At 61.7% G+C, this 19,489-nt stretch carries 13 protein-coding genes and 1 tRNA gene; 4 read left to right on the plus strand and 10 right to left on the minus strand.

Going from position 1 to position 19,489, the window contains the following annotated elements; translation table 11 throughout:
• Positions 1-12: 12 nt before the first annotated feature.
• From ACTQV3_RS04885 to ACTQV3_RS04910, 6 genes are all read right to left on the minus strand, one after another.
• Positions 13-312 carry a YhbY family RNA-binding protein gene (locus ACTQV3_RS04885; protein WP_117839974.1) on the minus strand — a complete coding sequence of 100 codons (300 nt, stop codon included), beginning with the start codon at positions 310-312 and terminating at the stop codon, positions 13-15.
• A gap of 157 nt (positions 313-469) precedes the next feature.
• Positions 470-1,195 carry a class I SAM-dependent methyltransferase gene (locus ACTQV3_RS04890; RefSeq protein ID WP_441068015.1) on the minus strand — a complete coding sequence of 242 codons (726 nt, stop codon included), beginning with the start codon at positions 1,193-1,195 and terminating at the stop codon, positions 470-472.
• Positions 1,196-1,674: 479 nt separating this feature from the next.
• On the minus strand, positions 1,675-3,039 hold the full coding sequence (locus ACTQV3_RS04895) for a PFL family protein (protein ID WP_441068017.1): 1,365 nt from the start codon (positions 3,037-3,039) through the stop codon (positions 1,675-1,677).
• A gap of 108 nt (positions 3,040-3,147) precedes the next feature.
• Positions 3,148-5,706 carry a homocysteine S-methyltransferase family protein gene (locus ACTQV3_RS04900; RefSeq protein WP_441068019.1) on the minus strand — a complete coding sequence of 853 codons (2,559 nt, stop codon included), beginning with the start codon at positions 5,704-5,706 and terminating at the stop codon, positions 3,148-3,150.
• A 9-nt stretch (positions 5,707-5,715) separates the two neighbouring features.
• Positions 5,716-6,504, minus strand: a complete 789-nt coding sequence (locus ACTQV3_RS04905) for a hypothetical protein (RefSeq protein WP_441535915.1) — start codon at positions 6,502-6,504, stop codon at positions 5,716-5,718.
• Positions 6,504-7,376 carry a methylenetetrahydrofolate reductase gene (locus ACTQV3_RS04910; protein WP_441535914.1) on the minus strand — a complete coding sequence of 291 codons (873 nt, stop codon included), beginning with the start codon at positions 7,374-7,376 and terminating at the stop codon, positions 6,504-6,506. Before ACTQV3_RS04910 ends, ACTQV3_RS04905 begins: the two co-directional genes overlap by 1 nt.
• A gap of 495 nt (positions 7,377-7,871) precedes the next feature.
• On the opposite strand from ACTQV3_RS04910, the gene ACTQV3_RS04915 reads away from it, so the two are divergent.
• The gene (locus ACTQV3_RS04915; RefSeq protein WP_154517961.1) at positions 7,872-9,959 is read left to right on the plus strand and encodes a glutamine synthetase III family protein; all 2,088 of its coding nucleotides are present in this window, start codon (positions 7,872-7,874) and stop codon (positions 9,957-9,959) included.
• 575 nt (positions 9,960-10,534) lie between these two features.
• Here ACTQV3_RS04915 and ACTQV3_RS04920 read toward each other — a convergent pair.
• The 4 genes from ACTQV3_RS04920 to ACTQV3_RS04935 all read right to left on the minus strand — a co-directional run bounded on the left by ACTQV3_RS04920 (position 10,535) and on the right by ACTQV3_RS04935 (position 15,053).
• Positions 10,535-10,611 (minus strand) — tRNA-Glu (locus ACTQV3_RS04920).
• Between the two features lie 99 nt (positions 10,612-10,710).
• Positions 10,711-12,888, minus strand: coding sequence for a MurT ligase domain-containing protein (locus ACTQV3_RS04925; RefSeq protein ID WP_441068025.1), 2,178 nt, complete (start codon positions 12,886-12,888; stop codon positions 10,711-10,713).
• Positions 12,889-12,933: 45 nt separating this feature from the next.
• Positions 12,934-13,977: a hypothetical protein gene (locus ACTQV3_RS04930; protein ID WP_441068027.1), complete on the minus strand. Its 1,044-nt coding sequence runs from the start codon at positions 13,975-13,977 to the stop codon at positions 12,934-12,936.
• Complete coding sequence (locus ACTQV3_RS04935) at positions 13,977-15,053, minus strand: hypothetical protein (protein ID WP_441068029.1); 1,077 nt, start codon at positions 15,051-15,053, stop codon at positions 13,977-13,979. The genes ACTQV3_RS04930 and ACTQV3_RS04935 overlap by 1 nt, the downstream gene beginning before the upstream one ends.
• Positions 15,054-15,553: 500 nt before the next feature.
• On the opposite strand from ACTQV3_RS04935, the gene ACTQV3_RS04940 reads away from it, so the two are divergent.
• From ACTQV3_RS04940 to ACTQV3_RS04950, 3 genes are all read left to right on the plus strand, one after another.
• Complete coding sequence (locus ACTQV3_RS04940; RefSeq protein WP_117794788.1) at positions 15,554-16,768, plus strand: iron-containing alcohol dehydrogenase; 1,215 nt, start codon at positions 15,554-15,556, stop codon at positions 16,766-16,768.
• 151 nt (positions 16,769-16,919) lie between these two features.
• Complete coding sequence (locus ACTQV3_RS04945) at positions 16,920-17,987, plus strand: glycerol dehydrogenase (RefSeq protein WP_441068031.1); 1,068 nt, start codon at positions 16,920-16,922, stop codon at positions 17,985-17,987.
• A 151-nt stretch (positions 17,988-18,138) separates the two neighbouring features.
• Positions 18,139-19,392 carry a 4Fe-4S binding protein gene (locus ACTQV3_RS04950; RefSeq protein WP_154517950.1) on the plus strand — a complete coding sequence of 418 codons (1,254 nt, stop codon included), beginning with the start codon at positions 18,139-18,141 and terminating at the stop codon, positions 19,390-19,392.
• The last annotated feature ends 97 nt before the right edge of the window (positions 19,393-19,489 follow it).

Below are 19,489 nucleotides of genomic sequence, written 5' to 3' on the forward strand. Positions count from 1 at the left end.
ACCGATCGGCCCTTAGACGAGCTTGATCTTCTCGATATCCTTGCGCGAGGACTCTCGATACAGCGAGAACTTGCGGCCGATAACCTGAACGACGTCGGCGTGGCAGCGCTCGGCGAGTTCCTCGGCGGCCTCGCGGGCAGAAAGGCTGGAGCCGTCCAACACGGAGCACTTAACGAGCTCGTGCTTTTCCAGGTAGGCGACCGTCTGCTCGACGGTACCCTCGTTGACATCGGACTTACCGATGATGATGGCGGGGTTGAGGTGATGGGCCATGCTGCGAAGCTGCTTGACCTGGGCTCCTGTCAGTGCCATGGGATCTCGCTTTCTATGTATGGGGCGCCCCGCGATGGGGCCTTAATCTACGTGAACTGTCCCACGATAGCGCAGGAACGGCGCGGTGTGGAGCGCGTTTGCCAGTTCGCAAAGAATGCGGATGCCGGGCGGGTAGACGATGCATACTTTAGATGGGCTACGGTCGGGGCGCAGAGACCGGCTCCCAGGCGATAAACGCCCATCGGACCTTGCGGATGTGGTCGAGCATGTAACGTCCCTGCGGCACGCCCTTGGATCCCGGCTCGCCGGCATGGGGGTTCTCGATCATATGTTGGGCGATATAGTCGCGCAGACGATCGATCTTATCCTCGTTGCCATGCTCGAGCATACGGGAGAAGTCCGCCACGCCGGCCTCGAGGCTATCGAAGGTGTCACGACGGGGCGATTCAAAATACGTGACCTGCGGTAGTGCGCCCATCTGAATAAGGATGTTAAAGGCGTACACAAAACCATTGCTACGGGTAACCGAGGCGCCGATGGCATTCATCACGTGCAGGTCATAGCGCGGGCTGGAGTTGGCGACCATCGTGACAGCACAACGCCGCCGAGCCGTACGGTCGAGCATGGCAAGCGCGCCTTTTAGGTCGTTCGTAGTAACCGAGCGACTCGCAAAGGCAACATCTACCGCTTTCGCGACCGGTCCAACCAAATCCCAGTCATCATCCCAAGCAAGCTCAAGCGGTGTAATGCGATCCTCGAGCCCATAGTACTCAATGCCAGCATCAAGCGTGCCCAACATAGCAGGGGAAAAATCAGCGGCAATCACGGGATGTCCAGCCTGAGCAAGCGGAATAGCAATCGACCCAGCCCCACACCCCATATCCAGCACGGATTCACCAGGCTTTAACGCCAACAGCTTCATAAAGTCCCGGGCATACGGAGCAGTCTCAATCGGCCGAAAATGCCGAGCCCGCTTATCCCATTCAAAAGAATCATCAGCCCGCCGCCGACCAGCCTGCAAGCGCATCCATTCGCCATTCCAATCCGCAGAAAGAAGCTCAGAACGAGCATCCCCATCAACCACGGGCCATCCCTCCTCACAACAAAAAAGCGACTCCTCCCAAAAGAAGAGCCGCAACCAGCATATATCAGAAAAAGAACCGTTCCAACGCCAAACCGCCGCACCAGCCAAGTGGTGCAGGAGCGAAGCAACTGCAACCGGGATAGAACCCAACTGAGGTCCGTTGTGCGGGAGCCCCGGTGAGGGCAAATATATAAGGTCGATCGCGAGTTCCGCACGAGCCGGAGAGCACTTAATGTGCTCTCCGTGCGAGTCAGGACTGTCCGAGCAGGCGACCTTATATATTTGCCCTCACCGGGGCTCCCGCCCGAACCCCTCAGCTAGTTCTTGAGCGAGTTCAGCGGTGCCGGGAAGCGTCCGCCGCGGTGGGCAAGCACGGTGCCGGCGTTGGGGTTCACCGGCATGATGGGCGCACGGCCAAACAGGCCGCCATACTCGACGCAGTCGCCCACGCCCTTGCCGATGGCGGGGATCACGCGCACGGCCGTGGTCTTATTGTTGATGACGCCGATTGCCATCTCGTCGGCGATAATGCCGGCGATAGTCTCGACCGGGGTGTCGCCGGGAATGGCGATCATGTCCAGGCCAACGGAGCACACGCAGGTCATGGCCTCGAGCTTCTCGAGCGAAAGCGCGCCGGCCTCGACGGCGGCGATCATGCCGGCGTCCTCGGACACGGGGATAAAGGCGCCCGAGAGGCCGCCCACGCTGGAGCTGGCCATGACGCCGCCTTTCTTGACGGCATCGTTGAGCATGGCGAGCGCGCAGGTCGTGCCGGGGCCACCGCAGGTGCCCACGCCGATGATCTCGAGGATGCGCGCGACGGAGTCGCCGACGGCAGGCGTAGGCGCTAGCGACAGGTCGACAATGCCCTTCTCGACACCTAGGCGACGGGCGGCCTCGCGACTCATGAGCTCGCCGGCACGGGTGATCTTAAAGGCGGTCTGCTTAATCTTTTCGGCGACTTCCATCATCGATGCGGAATCGGGCAGCTTCTCCAGGGCTGCGGCCATAACGCCGGGGCCCGAGACGCCTACGTTGATGACGGCGTCGGCCTCGCCACCGCCGTGAACGGCGCCCGCCATAAACGGGGAGTCCTCGACCATGTTGGCAAAGCAGACAAACTTGGAAGCACCGACGGAATCCTCATCTGCCGTAAGCTTGGCGGCATCGATGATGGTCTGAGCCGCCATGAGCACGGCGTCCATGTTGATGCCGGCGCGCAGGCTGGCGACGTTGACGCTGGAGCAGACGCGGCTGGTGGTAGCGAGCGCCTGGGGGATGGACTGGATGACGCGGCGGTCGGCGTCGCCGATGCCCTTCTGGACGAGTGCGGAGAAGCCGCCCAGGTAATCGATGCCGAGCGTCTCGGCCGCGCGGTCGAGGGCATGCGCGATGGGGGTGAGGTCCTCATCCTTGCAGCACGCGGCGATCTGCGCCACCGGGGTGACGGAAACGCGCTTGTTGACAATGGGGATACCGTACTCGCGCTCGAGGTTCTCGGCGGTCTCGACCAGATGCTCAGCCGTGTGCGTCACGTGGTCGTAGATCTTCGTGCACATGCGGTCGAGGTTCTCGTCGCCGCAACCCATGAGCGAAATACCCATGGTGATGGTCCTGATGTCGAGGTTCTGCTCCTCAACCATGCCGCGGGTTTCCGCGATTTCTGCAGGCGTGATCGCCATCCTTGCACTCCTATCTGCCAAAACGAGCATAGTCTTGTCTATTCTAACGTGCCGCACGTGCCAAGTGGCGCATGCGGCACGTTTTGGTGCTCGGTTGTTTCCGTTGTGTTACTGCCCAAAGACCTCTTCGGCGATACGAGCGCTTTCGGCGGCGTCCTTGGCGTAGTAGTCCGCGCCGATCTGCTTGGCGTATTCGGGGGTGAGTACGGCGCCGCCTACGATGATCTTGACGTCCGGCACCTCGGCATGAAGCAGTTTGATGGTCTCCTCCATAGCGACGACCGTGGTGGTCATAAGCGCCGAGAGGCCGACGAGCTTGATGTCGCGCTCCCGTACGGTCTTGAGCACCTCCTGCGGGTCGACGTCGCGGCCTAGGTCAAAGACGGTATAGCCGTAGTTATCGAGCAGCATCTTGACGATGTTCTTACCGATGTCGTGGATGTCGCCTTTGACGGTGGCCACGCAGATTTTGCCCTTGTCGGCAATCTCGCCGGCGGGCATTAGGCGCTTGATGGTGTCAAAACCCACGCGCGCGGCCTCGGCCGAGGCCATGAGCTGCGGCAAGAAGAACTTTCCCTGGTCAAAGAGGACACCAACCTCGTCGAGGGCGGGGATAAAGTGGTTGTTGATGAGGTCCATGGCGTCGTGGTCTGCCAGCAGACGCTCGGTCTCGGCCGCAATCTCGCCTTTGCGGCCCGAGACGACCATGCGACGAATCGGGTCGTCGTTGCCGTCGGTGCCGGCGGTGCCAGCGGCGGGCACAGTGTCGGTCGATACTGTCTGAGCCGCCGCCGGGTTCGCGGCGATCTTGTACGGATCGGTCCAGCCGGCGTAGCGCTCGATGTATCCGGTCGAGCCCTCGTCCTCAACGCTCAAGACGCGATAGCTGTAGACGGTATCCATAAAGCGCTTGGAGCCCGGGTTCATGATGGGGGCGTCCAGACCCGCGCCGAAGGCGGCGGCCAAAAAGACCGAGCCCAGCAGCGGGCGGGCGGGCAGACCAAAGCTGATGTTCGACACGCCGAGCGCGCATTTGACGCCCAGACGCTCCTTACACAGGGACATGGCGCGCAGAATCTGTTCGGCTTGGCGTTGATTGGTCGAGGCGGTCATGACCAGACAGTCGATGAGGATGCGGTCCGGTCCGATGCCGTAGCGGGCGGCCTCGGCCACGATGCGCTCGGCGATGGCGAAGCGAGCCTCGGCGGTATCGGGAATGCCGCCTTCGTCGAGCGTGAGGCCGACGACGTTGGCACCGTAGTGGGCGACCAGCGGAAAGATCTCATCCATGATCTGCTGCTTGCCATTGACCGAGTTGATGATGGGCTTGCCGGCGTAGCGGCGCACGGCGGCCTCGACGGCTGCGGGGTCGGTGGAGTCGATCTGCAACGGCAGCAGCGTGGAACCCTGGAGCTGCTCGGTGGCCTGTTGGATGATCTTGACCTCGTCGATCTCGGGCAGGCCCACGTTGACGTCCAGGATGTCGGCGCCTTGCTCCTGCTGGCTGATGCCCTGGCTTACGACGTAGTCCAGGTCGCCGTCGCGCAGGGCCTGCTGCAGGCGCTTTTTTCCGGTGGGATTGATGCGCTCGCCGATGACGGCGATCTTGTGGCCGTCACAGGGAAGGTCAACCACGGTCTGGGCGCTCGTGACCGACATGCTGGGCTTGCGGTGGCGCGGGCTGGGCGTGTGGGTATCGATAAGCGTGCGCAGCGCTGCCATGTGCGCCGGCGTGGTTCCGCAGCAACCGCCCACGACGCTTACGCCGTCGGCGATCATGCCGGCGACGGCCTTGGCGTATTCGGGGGCCTGGATGTCAAAGACGGTGTTACCGTCGTCGTCCACGTGGGGGAGTCCCGCGTTGGCCTGCACCATAACGGGCTTGTCGGTAACGGTGAGCATGCGTGCGGCGAGCCCTCGGAGCTCGGCCGGTCCCTGGCTGCAGTTGATGCCCAGGACGTCGGCGCCGATGGCGTCGAGCGTGATGGCGGCAACCTCGGGACTCGTGCCCAGGAAGGTGCGGCCGTCCTCCTCAAAGGTCATGGTGGCAAAGACGGGCAGCTCGGAGTTCTCGCGGCAGGCAAGGACCGCCGCCTTGATCTCGGCAAGATCTGTCATGGTCTCGATAATAAAGAGGTCCACACCCGCGTCGACGCCAGCGCGCACTTCCTCGGCAAAGAGGTCATAGGCCTCGTCGAAGCTGAGGGTACCCAAGGGGCGAAGCAGCGCACCGATGGGGCCGATATCGCCGGCGACGTAGCGGGCACCGGCCGCGCGGGCGCAGGCGACGGCGGCGGCAAAGACATCTGCCACGGTGGCGGCACCGTCGAGCTTGTGGGCGTTGGCGCCAAAGGTGTTGGCGGTGATCACATCGCAGCCGGCCTCGACATACTGACGCTGAATATCGGTAATGACCTGGGGCTCCTCAAAGTTGAGCAGCTCGGGCAGGGCGCCGGCCTTCATGCCGGCCGCCTGCAGCATGGTGCCCATGCCGCCGTCGAACAGCAGGTGCCCCGTGCCCTCGATGGCGGCGCGCAGGCGATCGTCCTTAATGCAAAGGTCGTCGATCGTGCGCGTCTTGTACGTGGCGCCCTTGCGGCGGGCGGCATCAACGGGCGCCGCCAGCGCGGCGCCGTCCAGATCATGAGTGATAAGCGGAGTAAACATCGGGGGCTCCTAATGGCTGGAATAGCAGGTGGTGTGGGCGGCGCGGAAGCGGCAGTGCTCGCGCATGCGGCAGATATTGCAGGTGGGGCGACTCTGGGCGTCGTGGACCTCGCCGTCAAACAGACCAATCACCGCGGTCACGCTCTTGGTGGGCATGAGCAGGCTGGTAGGTGTGACGGTAAGCCCGATGAGCCGCGTGGCGTTGAGTGCAGCCACGATTGAACGCTGAGCCGTAAGTGGGCAGTCGCCGTAGCCGGGACTGAAGCGCCAGTTACCGGCGAGTCCGTGTGCGGCGGCCGCAGCCTTGACCTGCTGGTCCATCTGCTCGACGGCAGCTTCCACATAGGCGGAGCACGCGGCATCGAGCACGGCTCCCTCTAGAGGCTGCTGGGCTCCCGTGGTGCGTAGACGACGCTCGGCGTCCATGCCGAGGGTGCATGCCATGAGCGCGGCAAAGCGGGCGTCTTTGAGATGTCGATAGATATCGCGACCGCGCAGCTCAACGTTGGTTCCAACCAGACGGATGCTGGGCTCTCCCTGCTCGTCCACGCCCATGGCGTCGACGGCAAATACGCGGCGCACGCCACGGGGCTCAATGTCCAGTTCCAAACGTTCAACGACAAGCTCAATACGTCGTGACAGCTCGGGCTCAATCTGCTGGCCGCCGTAACCCAGATACCGCAGCATCTCGGCACGATCGACGCGGGGATGGTGGGCATCATCGATACGGTAGAGCGCCGGTGACGCAAGGTCGGCCGGCACTTCGACAGCGGCTGTATCGATGTGCGGTTTTTCCATTACCCTAGGCGCTCCATAATGGTTGCGGCGATCTCAGGACGATTCATAGTGTATAGGTGCAGACCGTCGGCACCGTGCTCCTTAAGGTCGCAAAGCTGATGGGCGGCATAATCTACACCGGCTGCCTGCAGGCTCTCGGGGTCGTTCTCGTACTTGGCGAGAATCTTGATGACGGGGGAGGGCAGCGACGCGCCGCACATAAAGACCATGCGGCTGATCTGCGACTTGCCCATAAACGGCATGATGCCTGCGGTAATGGGCACAGTGATACCGGCCTTGTCGGCAAGCTCGCGAAAACGGTAGAAGCACTCGTTATCAAAAAAGAGCTGCGTCACAAAGAAGCTCGCGCCGGCGTCCTGTTTTTGCTTGAGGTATTCGACCGAAGCGTTGAGATTCTCACAGGCAATGTGGCCCTCGGGGTAGGCTGCGGCGCCCACGCAAAAGCCGGCGTCGACGAGCTCGGGGATGAGGTCGCGGGCGTAGGCGTAGTCCGAGGCGGGCTTGTCATCCTCGCTCGCGCCGGCGGGAAGATCGCCACGCAGGGCCAGCACATTTTCTACGCCGGCGGAGCGGTATTCGTCGATCTTGGCGGCGATATCGGCATGCGTGCGGCCAACGCAGGTGAGGTGCGCCACCGAGGGCGTATCGAATTCGCTCGTAATCATATGCGCGATGGGGGCGGTGGTGGCGCCGTTGCCCGAGCCGCCGGCCGAGCAGGTGACCGAGACAAAGCTCGGCGAAAGCTCGCACAGATTGCCAGCCACCTCGCGAGCCGTGTCGAGGGTAAGCTCGCCCTTGGGCGGGAACATCTCAAACGAAACGGGCGTGGTGCCCTGGGATGCTGCCTGCTTAAAAACCTCGTCGACGCGCATATCGTGCTCCTTTAGATACATTAGCGTGATGTGTTGTAAGGATTCTACAGCACCGCTGCGCTACGGTGGAGTTTTACTCGCTATTTGGAAATATCAATCGAAGATGTTTCGCTATCGGCATTCCCTATAACAGCGTAGCTAATTTGGAGCTTTTTTACCCCATCAACCAGGTACGCAGGGTAGTCTTTTTGGGACGGGGCTTTTTTAGCTACCCAATCCGGCGCCTCCAAAGCTTGAGACCATATTTAAATAGGGCAGCTAAAAAAGCCCCGTCCCAAAAAGACTACCCGTAAACCATGCGGAGAGGTCTGCAATTTATACAGTTGATTGACTGTTGAGGGTGGCAACATTGCCGCGATGCGGTAACCTCATTGATTAGTTTCGCGACGGCAACATAACGGTAATGTCGCGGAAACACGGCGAGTCTAAGCTATGACTCGTTCGTTAGTAATCAACACCGCTTCTCACGCGGTGCCGATACGAAGGGAGTTCCGTATGGCCGAACTTACTGACCGCTTCGGGACCATGGTGTTCTCTGAGGAAGTCATGAAAGACTACCTCCCCAAGGACATTTGGAAGCGCCTTGCTGCAACCCTCGAGGACGGTGAGCCACTCGACCTGGATGTGGCCAACGCCGTTGCCCATGCCATGAAGGTTTGGGCCATCTCCAAGGGCGCGACGCACTACGCGCACTGGTTCCAGCCGCTTTCGGGCATTACTTCCGAGAAGCACGACAGCTTCCTCGAACCCAACCACGACGGCACCGCTATTACCAAGTTTACGGGAAAGAACCTCATCCAGGGCGAGCCGGACGCCTCCAGCTTCCCCAACGGCGGCCTGCGTGCCACCTTCGAGGCCCGCGGCTATACCGCTTGGGATCCCACCAGCCCCGCCTTTATCAAGGACGATGTCCTGTGCATCCCCACGGCTTTCTGCTCCTACACGGGCGAGGCCCTGGACAAGAAGACCCCGCTGCTGCGCTCCATGACCGCGCTCTCGCGTGAGTCCAAGCGCGTTTTGGCGCTGTTTGGTAAGACCCCCAAGAAGGTCGTTCCTTCCGTGGGCGATGAGCAGGAGTACTTCCTGATCAAGAAGGACGCTTACCGCAAGCGCAGGGACCTGGTCATCACCGGCCGCACCCTCTTTGGTGCTGCTCCCTGCAAGGGCCAGGAGCTCGAGGAGCACTACTTTGGCGCTATCCGCCCCACCGTCTCGGCCTATATGAAGGACCTGGACGATGAGCTGTGGGCGCTTGGCATTCCCGCCAAGACCAAACACAACGAGGTCGCTCCCTGCCAGCATGAGCTCGCCCCCGTCTATGGCGAGGTCAACGAGGCCATCGACCAGAATCTGGTCATGATGGAGAAGATGAAGCTCATCGCCTCCCGCCACGATTTGGTCTGCCTGCTGCACGAGAAGCCCTTCGAGGGCATCAACGGTTCGGGCAAGCACAATAACTGGTCGCTTGGCACCGAGTCCGAGAATCTGCTCGATCCGGGCGACACCCCGCTCGACAACCTGCAGTTCATCGTCTTCCTCACCGCGGTGATCGAGGCCGTCGATAACTACCAGGAGCTCCTGCGTGCCTCCGTTGCCTCGGCCGGCAACGACCATCGTCTGGGCGCCAACGAGGCTCCTCCGGCGATTATGTCCATCTTCCTGGGCGACCAGCTTACCGAGGTCGTCGAGAAGATCATCGATGGCAAGGCTTCCGTCCATGCCACGCGCGGCGTGCTCGACTTGGGCGCCGATACCCTGCCCAAGCTGATGCAGGACAACACCGACCGCAACCGCACCTCTCCGTTCGCCTTCACCGGCAACAAGTTCGAGTTCCGTGCCTGCGGCTCCGAGCAGAATGTCTCCGACTCCAACCTGGTGCTCGATGCCGCCGTGGCCAAGTCGCTCAAGTCCTTCGCCGACGCACTCGAGGGTACGCCCGAGGATAAGTTCCAGGACGCCGCGCTCGAGTACTGTAAGAAGGTACTGACCGATCACCAGCGCATCCTGTTCTCCGGCGACGGTTACTCCGACGAGTGGCCCATCGAGGCCGAGAAGCGCGGCCTTGCCAACAACAAGACCACGGCCGACGCTCTTCCCGCCTTTGTTTCCGATAAGGCTATCGCGCTCTTTGAGGAGACGGGCGTTCTGACCAAGGCCGAGGCGCAGTGCCGCTACGACTGCAAGCTCGAGAAGTACAACAAGCTCATGAACATCGAGGCTACCACGATGATTCGCGAGGCACGTCGTACCTATCGTCCGGTCATCACCGCCTATGCCACCAAGGTCGCTAAGGGCCTTGAGACAATTCGTGCCGCCGGTGCTGAGGCCGCCATGCAGTGCGAGCAGAACACGCTCAACAAGCTCTGCAACGGTATCACCGCCATCAACGACTCCATCAAGGCGCTCGACGCCGTGCATCAGAAGGCCGAGGCTCTCGATGGCCAGGAGCAGGCCAATGTGTATGCACACGAGGTCGTTCCCGCTATGGATACGCTGCGTGCCTCCGTGGATGCCATGGAGGAGATCGTGGCCGCCGACTACTGGCCGGTTCCGACCTACGACGACATTCTGTTCTACGTGTAGGGCATAGCCAACATATCGTCACGCTATTAAGCCGGGGTCCGCATCGCGCGGGCCCCGGCTTTTTGATTGCGAAGGACGCTTTGGAGTCCGTTTTGCCGCCGATTTGCCGGGGTCCGCACCCTGCCCCGGGTTCGAATCCCGGCACATGGGTAGAAAAAAGCCCGTCACCGCGGGGGTAACGGGCTTCTCGTTTTAAATGGTGCTCCCAGCGGGATATCCGCGTGCGGCTGGCGCCGCCCGCTTTCGCTGCGGCGCTTCGCTCCTTGCGTGCTGCGCTGGAAAACGCTTGCGCGTTTCCTCAGCTCCGCACCCTGTTGGGTTCGAATCCCGGCACATGGGTAGAAAAAAGCCCGCCACCGCGGGGGTAACGGGCTTCTCGTTTCAAATGGTGCCCCCAGCGGGATATCCGCGTGCGGCTGGCGCCGCCCGCTTTCGCTGCGTCGCTTCGCTCCTTGCGTGCTGCGCTGGAAAACGCTTGCGCGTTTCCTCAGCTCCGCACCCTGCCGGGTTCGAATCCCGGCACATGGGTAGAAAAAAGCCCGCCACCGCGGGGGTAACGGGCTTCTCGTTTCAAATGGTGCCCCCAGCGGGATTCGAACCCGCGATATCCACCTTGAAAGGGTGGCGTCCTTGGCCGCTAGACGATGGGGACAGCGGGAAAGAGTATAGCAGACTTTTTTGTCGGCGCGTATATCGTTGGCAAACTGGAAAACCACCACAAAGGTGCCTGTCCCTTTGTGGTGGCGGAGCGTTAGGGGAGGAGCTTCATCGCGGCGTCGTGGGCGGCGTGCTCGTAGGTGTCGTCGAGGGGCTTGAGCGGCAGCAGGGCGGCGGCCTGTGCATCGCCACGGCGCTCGAGGGCATGGGCGATGAGCCAGTCGGCGAGCTCGGGGTTCTTGGGCAGTGCCGGTCCGTGTAGGTACGTGCCGATGACGCCCTTGTAGATGAGGCCCTCAAGGCCGTCGTCGCCGTTGTTGCCGGTGCCCGTGACGACAGATGTTCCGAGCGGCGTGGCCTCTGCATCGAGCAGGGTGCGGCCGCCGTGGTTCTCGAACCCCACAAAGGGCTCGGGTGCCAGGTCGGTCTTGACGGCGACGTTGCCTATCAGGCGGTCGGAGCCGCGCACGGTCTCGGCGGCGATGACACCTAGACCCTCGATGCGATTTTCGCCCATATAGTACGAACGACCGAGCAGCTGATAGCTGCCGCAGATAGCGAGCAACGAGCCGCCGTCCTCAACATATGTCGCAACCTTGTCCTTTTGAGCGAGCAGCTCGTGTGCCACAGCCAACTGATCGCGGTCGGCACCGCCGCCCATCATGACGATGTCGGCGTCGGTGAGATCGAGTGTCTCGCCCATGCGGACCTCGTCCACGCGCGCGGGAATGCCGCGCCAGGCGCAGCGGCGCTCGAGGGCGATGACGTTGCCGCCGTCGCCATAGAGGTTGAGGGCATCGGGATACAGATAGACGATGCGCAGCGGGCGCGGAAGCTCGACCGGCGCAATGTCGGTGGGGACGGCGCTGCCATCGGTGCGTGTTACGGCGCAGGAGGCAACCGAGCTCGCATCGGCGTCTTTAAGTCCGTCGAGCTCTTTGACCAGCGGCGGGAATGCCGTGTAATTGGCGACGGCGTAGAAGGTGTCATCGGCGGCCTCATCTGCCACGGCGCCGATCGCCTGCTCGATATTCGAGATGATGGCGGCGTCGATGCCGGCGTACTTCAGGCGCACCTGCATGTCGTGCGCGCGCGTACCCCCGGCAAAGGCGACAAGCCCTGGGGTATCGGCGATGCGCTCGAAGTCGACGTCGTAGATCCACGAGACATCGTGGCCGTCGGCGTCGTTGTCATTCAGGAAGAAGGCGCAGAGTCTGCCGCCTGCCGTTTTAATGGACTGGATCTGGCGGTCGAAGCCCACGGGATTTTTGGCCAGGTTTGCCTCGACGGTACGGCCGGCAATCTCCCAGCGGCCCATGCGTCCGCCGGCGGGGACGTAGGCATCGAGCGTGGGCTGCAGATGCGCTGCGTCCACGCCCAACTCGCGCGCCGCAAAGAAGGCGGCGGCAACGTTGTAGACCATGTACAGGCCGTTGTAGCGTGTGGCGATGTGCGTTGCGGGCGCTTTTGCCTCGGGTCCAAAGGCCAGGTCAAAGCCGTAGCCGTCGCAGCCGAGCTCAACGCCTGTCACGCGACGGACCAGCGCGGGGCGACCCCAACCGCACGAAGGACAATGATAGGCGCCGAGCTGGCCGTACTGCACATAGTCGTACTCCAGCGGCGCGTTGCATTGCGAGCAAAAACGCGAGTCGCTAATGCGATCGGACTCGGTGCCCGTGGCGCCGTCGATGCCAAAGGCGATGCTCACATTGGGGACGCGTGCGGCGATCGAGGCGCAGAGCGGGTCGTCGGCGTTATAGATGAGCGTCGTTGCCGGCGAAAGCTCCAACGCGTGGGCTATGACGTCCTGAGTGTGGTCGATCTCGCCGTAGCGGTCCAGCTGGTCGCGGAACAGGTTGAGCAGCACAAAGAAGGTCGGCTTGAGCTTGGGCAAGACGCGCACCGTGTAGAGCTCGTCGCACTCAAAGACGCCTACGCGCTTGCTGCTGGCGGCACGCTTAAGATCGCTGCGGCCCTCGAGCAAGGCACCCACCACGCCCGGCTCCATGTTGTTGCCGGCGCGGTTGCATACCACGGTGGCGCCGCTGGCGGCAACGGCGTCGGCGATGAGGTTGGAGGTGGTGGTCTTACCGTTGGTGCCGGTGACTACCACGCTGCGGTCGACAAGGCTCGCGAGGTCGCTTAGCAGCTCGGGGTCGATCTTCATGGCGATGCGGCCGGGGAGTACGCCGCCCTGGCGCTTAAGGATGGAGCGCAGCCCCCAGCGGGCGATATCGCTCGAAGTGCAGGCGAGAGATGAGCGGAAGTTCATGAAGCCGTTCCTAACGTGAATGACATGGTCGTGGCGATCGTGCCGTTAAAAGCCATAACGGCGCGCAAATTCCTGGGCAAGCTGCGATACGTCTTCGCAGGCGTTGGCCCAGGGGGCAAAGTCGGGAGTATCCGAGATGATACCGTCGGCCTCCCAAACTGCCTGGTGCGAAAGGTCCCAGGGGTCGTGCGGCTCGGGCCGGCAGGGAAGGTACGGCGTCTGATACATGGGGTTCAGCAAAAAGAACGCGCCGCCCTCGCAGCGGTTGGCAAACTCACGCAGGGCGCGTGTCGCCGGGCGCATCTTGTTCGTTTTGAACAGCAGGATCGTGCGGGCGAGTAGGTACCAGGGGGAGTTCTCGAGGGCATCGGCCCCCATCTGCTCCTCGAGCTGGTGGGCCAGGGCAAAAAAGCCGTCCTCGTCTTCCAGACGAGCGAGGGCGAGTAGCACGGTGCCGGCAGCTCGGGTGGGATAGCCTTCCGCCTTAAGAACACGGCGAGAATAGTTGACGGCAGCACGGTAGCGAGCGCTCGCCATGCACAGCTGCGAGATGGCCTCGAGCGTGTGGAGCCACCCGATAAGCGTCGGCTCGCTCACGGTGAGATCGGCCGCCGTCACGCCGTCTGACAGCACCTTGTTGGCCCAGTAGTGCGGAGCCTCCATGTCGAATCCGGGCACGCTTTGCCGTAGGTAATCGGCTGCGGTCGCCTCGAGCTTCATCAGGTCGCCCAGGCAGGCGTCGACGGGCGTGTCCGCCAAAATGATGGCAAGCAGCTGGGCATCGAAGACATACGCATCGACGCGGACGATCTTGAGCAGCTCATCGCGCATATCGTCGAACAGGCGGTTGCGCGTCTGCTCAAACTCATCATCGCTGCCCATATCCTCGATACGATGGAGCTCGTCGAGCAGGTGGCGGTGAACACCGGCATAGGAAAGCAGTGCCTGGGCATGCTCGGTCTGCGCATACTTATGGGGGTTGACGCTCACGTCGTTATGGACAAGATCGCGTGCTGCATCGGTGAGTTCGGGGTGCGACGCAACGTAGGCGCGCTCCAGGTAGGCGGGGATGTAGACGCTCGGATCCATTAGAGGTCTCCTCCCTTAAACGGCAAGCCCTGCTCGGCCGCCCGCAGGATGCGCTCGTCGATCTGGGAACGCACGATATCGTTGGTGGCGACCCAGGCGGCAAAGCTGGCGTTGTCGGGGGCGCCCAAGCCCTCCTGCAGTACCGGCGTCGCTTCGGACAGCGCAAGGACAAGCTCGTCGGTGGAGCCTACGTCCACGTTGACGCGGGCATAGACGCCATCGGGAAACTCGGTTTGAAAGTAAAGCGCCTCGGCTGCGTGCGGGCACGAGCGCGCAAGGATGCGCAAGTAGTGTTCGGCGCCCTCGTAGTCCAGCTCGCGCCAGGCAGCACTCATCAGCGCGATGAGCGTCCACGGGTCTAAGTCGCGCTCCGCGTCCTTGGGACGACGGCGCAGCGGCGTGTTGGCGAGATAGGGGACGGAGTGGGCAGAGCGAAAGCGTTTGAGCTCCTCGGCGGGGTATTCGAGTTTTGCCATGGCGAGCATCGCAGTGTGGCGGACACCGGCCGGATCGTTGGGGGCAAAGTCCAGGCTGCGGTTTGCGGTTTCGAGCGACAGGCGGTAACGGCCGCTAATGAGGGCGCGCGACGCAAGGGCGGCAAGCCAGCGCAGGTAGGGGCGGCGTGTAAGGTCGCCTGCGGCCTCGCGCTCGTAGGGGTCCTGCGCCGAGGCGATCTTGAGTGCCAGGTCGTGCTCGACTTCATCGCGCTTGGATACCAAGTACTGTACGTACTCCTCGTTGGAGTTAGCGGTGAGGGCGGTCAACATGCGCTGAGCGTCCCAGTTGGTCGGGTCGAGTGCGGCTGCCTCGCGAAGCATGTTTTCGGCAGCGGTCTCTTCTTGCTCTGCCTGGGTATCGTCAGGGATAAAGGGAATGCGGTAGTCGACAGCCTCGACTACCTTGGCAATCAGATGTCCGGCGCGGTCGCGGTCGTGCACGATGAGCGGCGCGGGGTTGCGGGTGAATTGTTCCATCAGACGCTCTACGGCAGGGCCGTCGGTGAGCGGGATATTGTCGCGGCGCAAGGCCTCAAGAACGAGGCGATGGCAATCTTCTTGAATGGGATCGAATGCCATGGGGCCTCCTTTGCTGCGGTTAGGGTTCAAATGTCTCTATATAAGGTTCTAGTTTACCCGCATGAGGCACATCGGGAGTGCCGCACTTGGACATGCACCTTTGCACCACGAAGACGGATGTCGCACAAATGTCGGCACCTTGGACGACCGAGTGGTATCACGGTGCCGCAAACGGTCGATTTTTGGCGGCGAACGGTGTGTCTTTTGGAGGGGCACAGTCCTGCCCTGGATATGTGGTCAACCTTGATAAAACGTTTGCCCAGCTTGGGAGTATGAATGCCGCATAAGGGTCTTCAGGGATAGAAAAAACGTTTCATCATTGTCGACTTTCGGTAAATAACTGACCAACCAGAACGGTAAAATACTATTTGTCTGAGCGTTGAGACGTTTAGACATGGCGCATTGTCATCGCCGGCAACGCGCAAAACGGTCCTAACGGAGCCAATCGGGTGCTCCGTTATATACGCAAGTCTAAGAGGGGCTTGTTTAGGAGGCACAGTATGGGACGTTTTACCAATCCTCGCGATCTGTACTTTGGTGAGGGCGCTCGCCACGAGGTGAAGAACCTCAAGGGCAGCAAGGCCATCATCGTGACCGGCGGCGGCTCCATGCGCCGCGGCGGTTTTTTGCAGGACGTCGAGGCCGACCTCAAGGAGGCCGGTTTCGAGGTCAAGCTGTTCGAGGGCGTCGAGTCCGATCCGTCCGTCGAGACGGTCATGAAGGGCGCCGAGGCCATGACCGAGTTCCAGCCCGACTGGATTATCGCCATTGGCGGTGGCTCGCCCATCGATGCCGCTAAGGCTATGTGGCTGTTCTACGAGTATCCCGAGGAGACCTTCGAGGAGGCAGTCGTCCCGTTCTCCTTCCCGGAGCTCCGTCAGAAGGCTCACTTCTGCGCCATCTCCTCTACCTCCGGCACCGCTACCGAGGTCACCGCGTTCTCCGTCATCACCGACTACGCCAAGGGCATCAAGTACCCGCTGGCCGACTTCAACATCACCCCTGATGTCGCCATCGTCGACCCCGAGCTCACCTACACCATGCCCGCCAAGCTGTGCGCTCACACCGGTATGGACGCTCTGACTCACGCCATCGAGGCCTACGTTTCCACCGCTGGTTCCATGTACACCGACGCCAACGCCCTGCATGCTATCCGCGAGATCGTCGAGTGGCTGCCCAAGTCCTATCAGGGCGATCATGAGGCCCGCCAGCACATGCACGACGCCCAGTGCATCGCCGGCATCGCCTTCTCCTCGGGTCTGCTGGGCATTGTCCACTCCATGGCTCACAAGACCGGTGCCGCCTTTGAGGGCGACCACATCATCCACGGTTGCGCCAACGCCATGTACCTGGGCAAGGTCATCCAGTTCAACGCCAAGGACGCTCGCGCCAAGAGCCGCTACGCCTTCATCGCCAAGGAGATCCTGCACCTCGCCGGCGAGACCGAGGACGAGCTGGTCGAGGCTCTGGTCCAGGAGATTCGCGACCTCAACGACAAGCTCGACATCCCGCAGGGCATCAAGAACTACGGTGCCAAGGGCGTGAAGGCCGACGAGTCCATCATCGATTACGATGAGTTCGAGGCTAAGAAGCACGACGTTGCCGCCAACGCCATCCTCGACGCCTGCACGGGCTCCAACCCGCGCCAGCCGTCTCAGGAGGAGATGGAGCAGCTGCTCGAGTGCGTCTACACCGACACCCCGGTCACGTTCTAATCGGCACACATTGTTCTGATAAGGGTCTCGCGCTCTGTGCGCGGGACCCTTTTTCTATGGTGCAATCTAACCTGTCCTCAATGCGCCAAGTTGCCACAAGGGGACAGGTGGCTTTGCACCAATCGTTGTTTGATGAAGGGCGGATTCTCGTATGGCGCTTCCTATGGTTTATGGCGGTCCCGGCCGGTATGTTCAGGGGCTGGGCGAACTTTCGCGTCAGGGCAGATATTTGTCATGGTTGGGCTGCGCTGCCTATGTCTTGTTTGACCAGGGCACCGAGGATCGGCTGTGCAGGCAGATCGTCGATGGATTTCTGGACGAAGATCTAAGCGAGCCGTTCTTTAAGATTTACAACGGTCCGTGTACGGAAGAGGCCGTTGTCGAAATGGCTAAGGAAGCCCAGGCTGAGTATTGCGACATGGTGGTGGGTATTGGCGGCGGCAAGATGCTCGATATCGCCAAGGCCGTTGCGTTTTATGCCGAGTTGCCGTTGTGCGTATGCCCCACGGCGGCTTCGATGGACGGTCCGTGCAGCGCGATTTCGGTGCTGTATCACGAGGATGGGTCGTTCGACCGCTATCTGATGCTCGAAAAGAATCCAGATTTGGTTGTGGTCGATACCGGCGTGGTCGCGGCGGCTCCGCTGCGTATGACGGTCGCTGGTATGGGCGACGCGCTGGCAACGTACTTCGAGGCGCGTTCGTGCGCCGCGGCGCACGGTACCAACGAGCACGGTGGCGCGCCAGGACACTTGGCCTTGGTTGCGGCTCGTGCCTGCTATGACACGCTCATGGAGTGCGGCGTCGCTGCCAAGCGCGATCTCAAAAAGGGCCGTATATCGCCGGCGGTTGAGCGCCTGATCGAGTGCAATATCCTACTCTCGGGCGTCGGCTTTGAGAGCGGTGGCTTGGCGTTGGCGCATGCTATCGCCAACGGCCTGACGATTCTGCCCGAGTGCAAGGCCATGCACGGTGAGGCCGTGGCATTTGGCCTGGTGGTGCAGCTTCGTTTGGAGTGCGCGCCCGAGCTTGATCAGGTGCTCGAGTTTTGCCAGCGCGTGGGTCTGCCGACGACACTCGAGGAGCTGGGCCTTGGCGAGATTTCCGATGCCGACCTGCTGAGCGTTGCGGACGCAACTTTTAAGAACGAGCGCAATATGGCTAACGAACAGGCCAAGGTGACCAAACAAAAGCTCGTGCAGCTCATGTGCGAGGCATAGCTTGGCGCTTGATTGACCTTGTGCAATCAAGGCGGCGATAGGCCATAGGCTATTTGTCTCAATGATGCGCCGCATGTAATTTGCCCGAGGCGTGGGCCGATGGCGTATCATTATCTCTTGCTTGTTTGCACTGCTCAGGGAGGGGCCGCGCATGGCGCAGGAACACGATCTGTTTGATGACATTATCGAGATCAGCAAGGGTTTCGACTTTCTTAAAAACCCGCTTGGCGGTGTGACCGATGCGCTCGATCCGTCGGCGCCGCAGTGGAATCCCGCCGACTACAAGGAGCGTCCGCGCGGCAACACCATTCCGTGCCTGACCTGCAAAAACGAAAAGAGTGGCTGCTCCGCGTGCATGGATGTGTGCCCGGTCAACGCTATCGAGGTCGAGGAAGACTCCATCGAGATTCTCGACTCCTGCCGCAAGTGCGGCCTGTGCGCCGCTGCCTGTCCGACCGAGGCAATCATCTCGCCGCGCCTGGCGCCCAAAAACCTGTATGACGACATTGTCTCGGCGGCAACGAGCCACGAGACCGCCTACGTCACCTGCACACGCGCCCTCAAGCGCATGCCGCGCGAGAACGAGGTCGTCGTTGCCTGCGTGGGCGATATTACGGCCGAGACCTGGTTCTCGGTACTGGCGGACTATCCCAACGTGAGCGTGTACCTTCCGCTGGGCGTGTGCGATAAATGCCGCAACACCGGTGGCGAGGATATCCTGGGCGAGGCGATTGCGAAGGCTGAGGAGTGGTCTGGCACGGGTATGGGCCTGGAGGTCGACCCCAAGAGCCTCAAGTGCCATAAGCTCCGCGAGTACGAGCGCAAGGAGTACATGGAAAAGATTGCCCGCACGACGGGTCTGACGGTGACCAAGCTCAACCCGGCGACGGCGGCGCTGGCCTCGGTGACGCAGAAGTTGAAGGCCCACCGTCACCAGATTACTCAGCTGGAGCGCACGCTCAACACCATGTGCGGCACCACGACGGCAAAGCGTCGCCGTTCGCTCACGCATGGGCGGCAGCTGGTGCTTTCGACGCTGCAGAACCATCCCGAGCTTGCCCAGAACATGCAGGTGAGTACGCCTGAGTGCGATTTTGACAAGTGCACATCGTGTGGCGAGTGCGTCAACGTGTGTCCCACGTTCGCCTGCGATTTGGTGGGAAGCGGCCGCTTCGCGTTGGAGTCCACGTATTGCTTGGGCTGCGGCGCCTGTGTCAAGGTTTGTCCCGAACATGCGCTCAAGCTGGTCGAACACGATGCGTCCAACTTGGTTGTCGTCGACCCCGAAGCCGAGGAAAAGGCCGCTCAGAAGGCCAAAGCCCACGAAGAGGCCCAAAAGGTAAAAGCCGAGGCGAAGGCCAAGCTCGACAAGATGCTCGACCAGGTGGAGAAGCTCGCGGACTAGCCAGCTACCCCAATCTCTGCTTCATTTGCGCCGCCGCGGTGTCCGGATTCGCCCGGATGCTGTGGCGGCGCTATACTTATACAGTTTGAAGTACCTG

This window comes from Collinsella sp. LCP19S3_A7 (assembly GCF_052121995.1).
Taxonomy (GTDB): Bacteria; Actinomycetota; Coriobacteriia; order Coriobacteriales; family Coriobacteriaceae; genus Collinsella.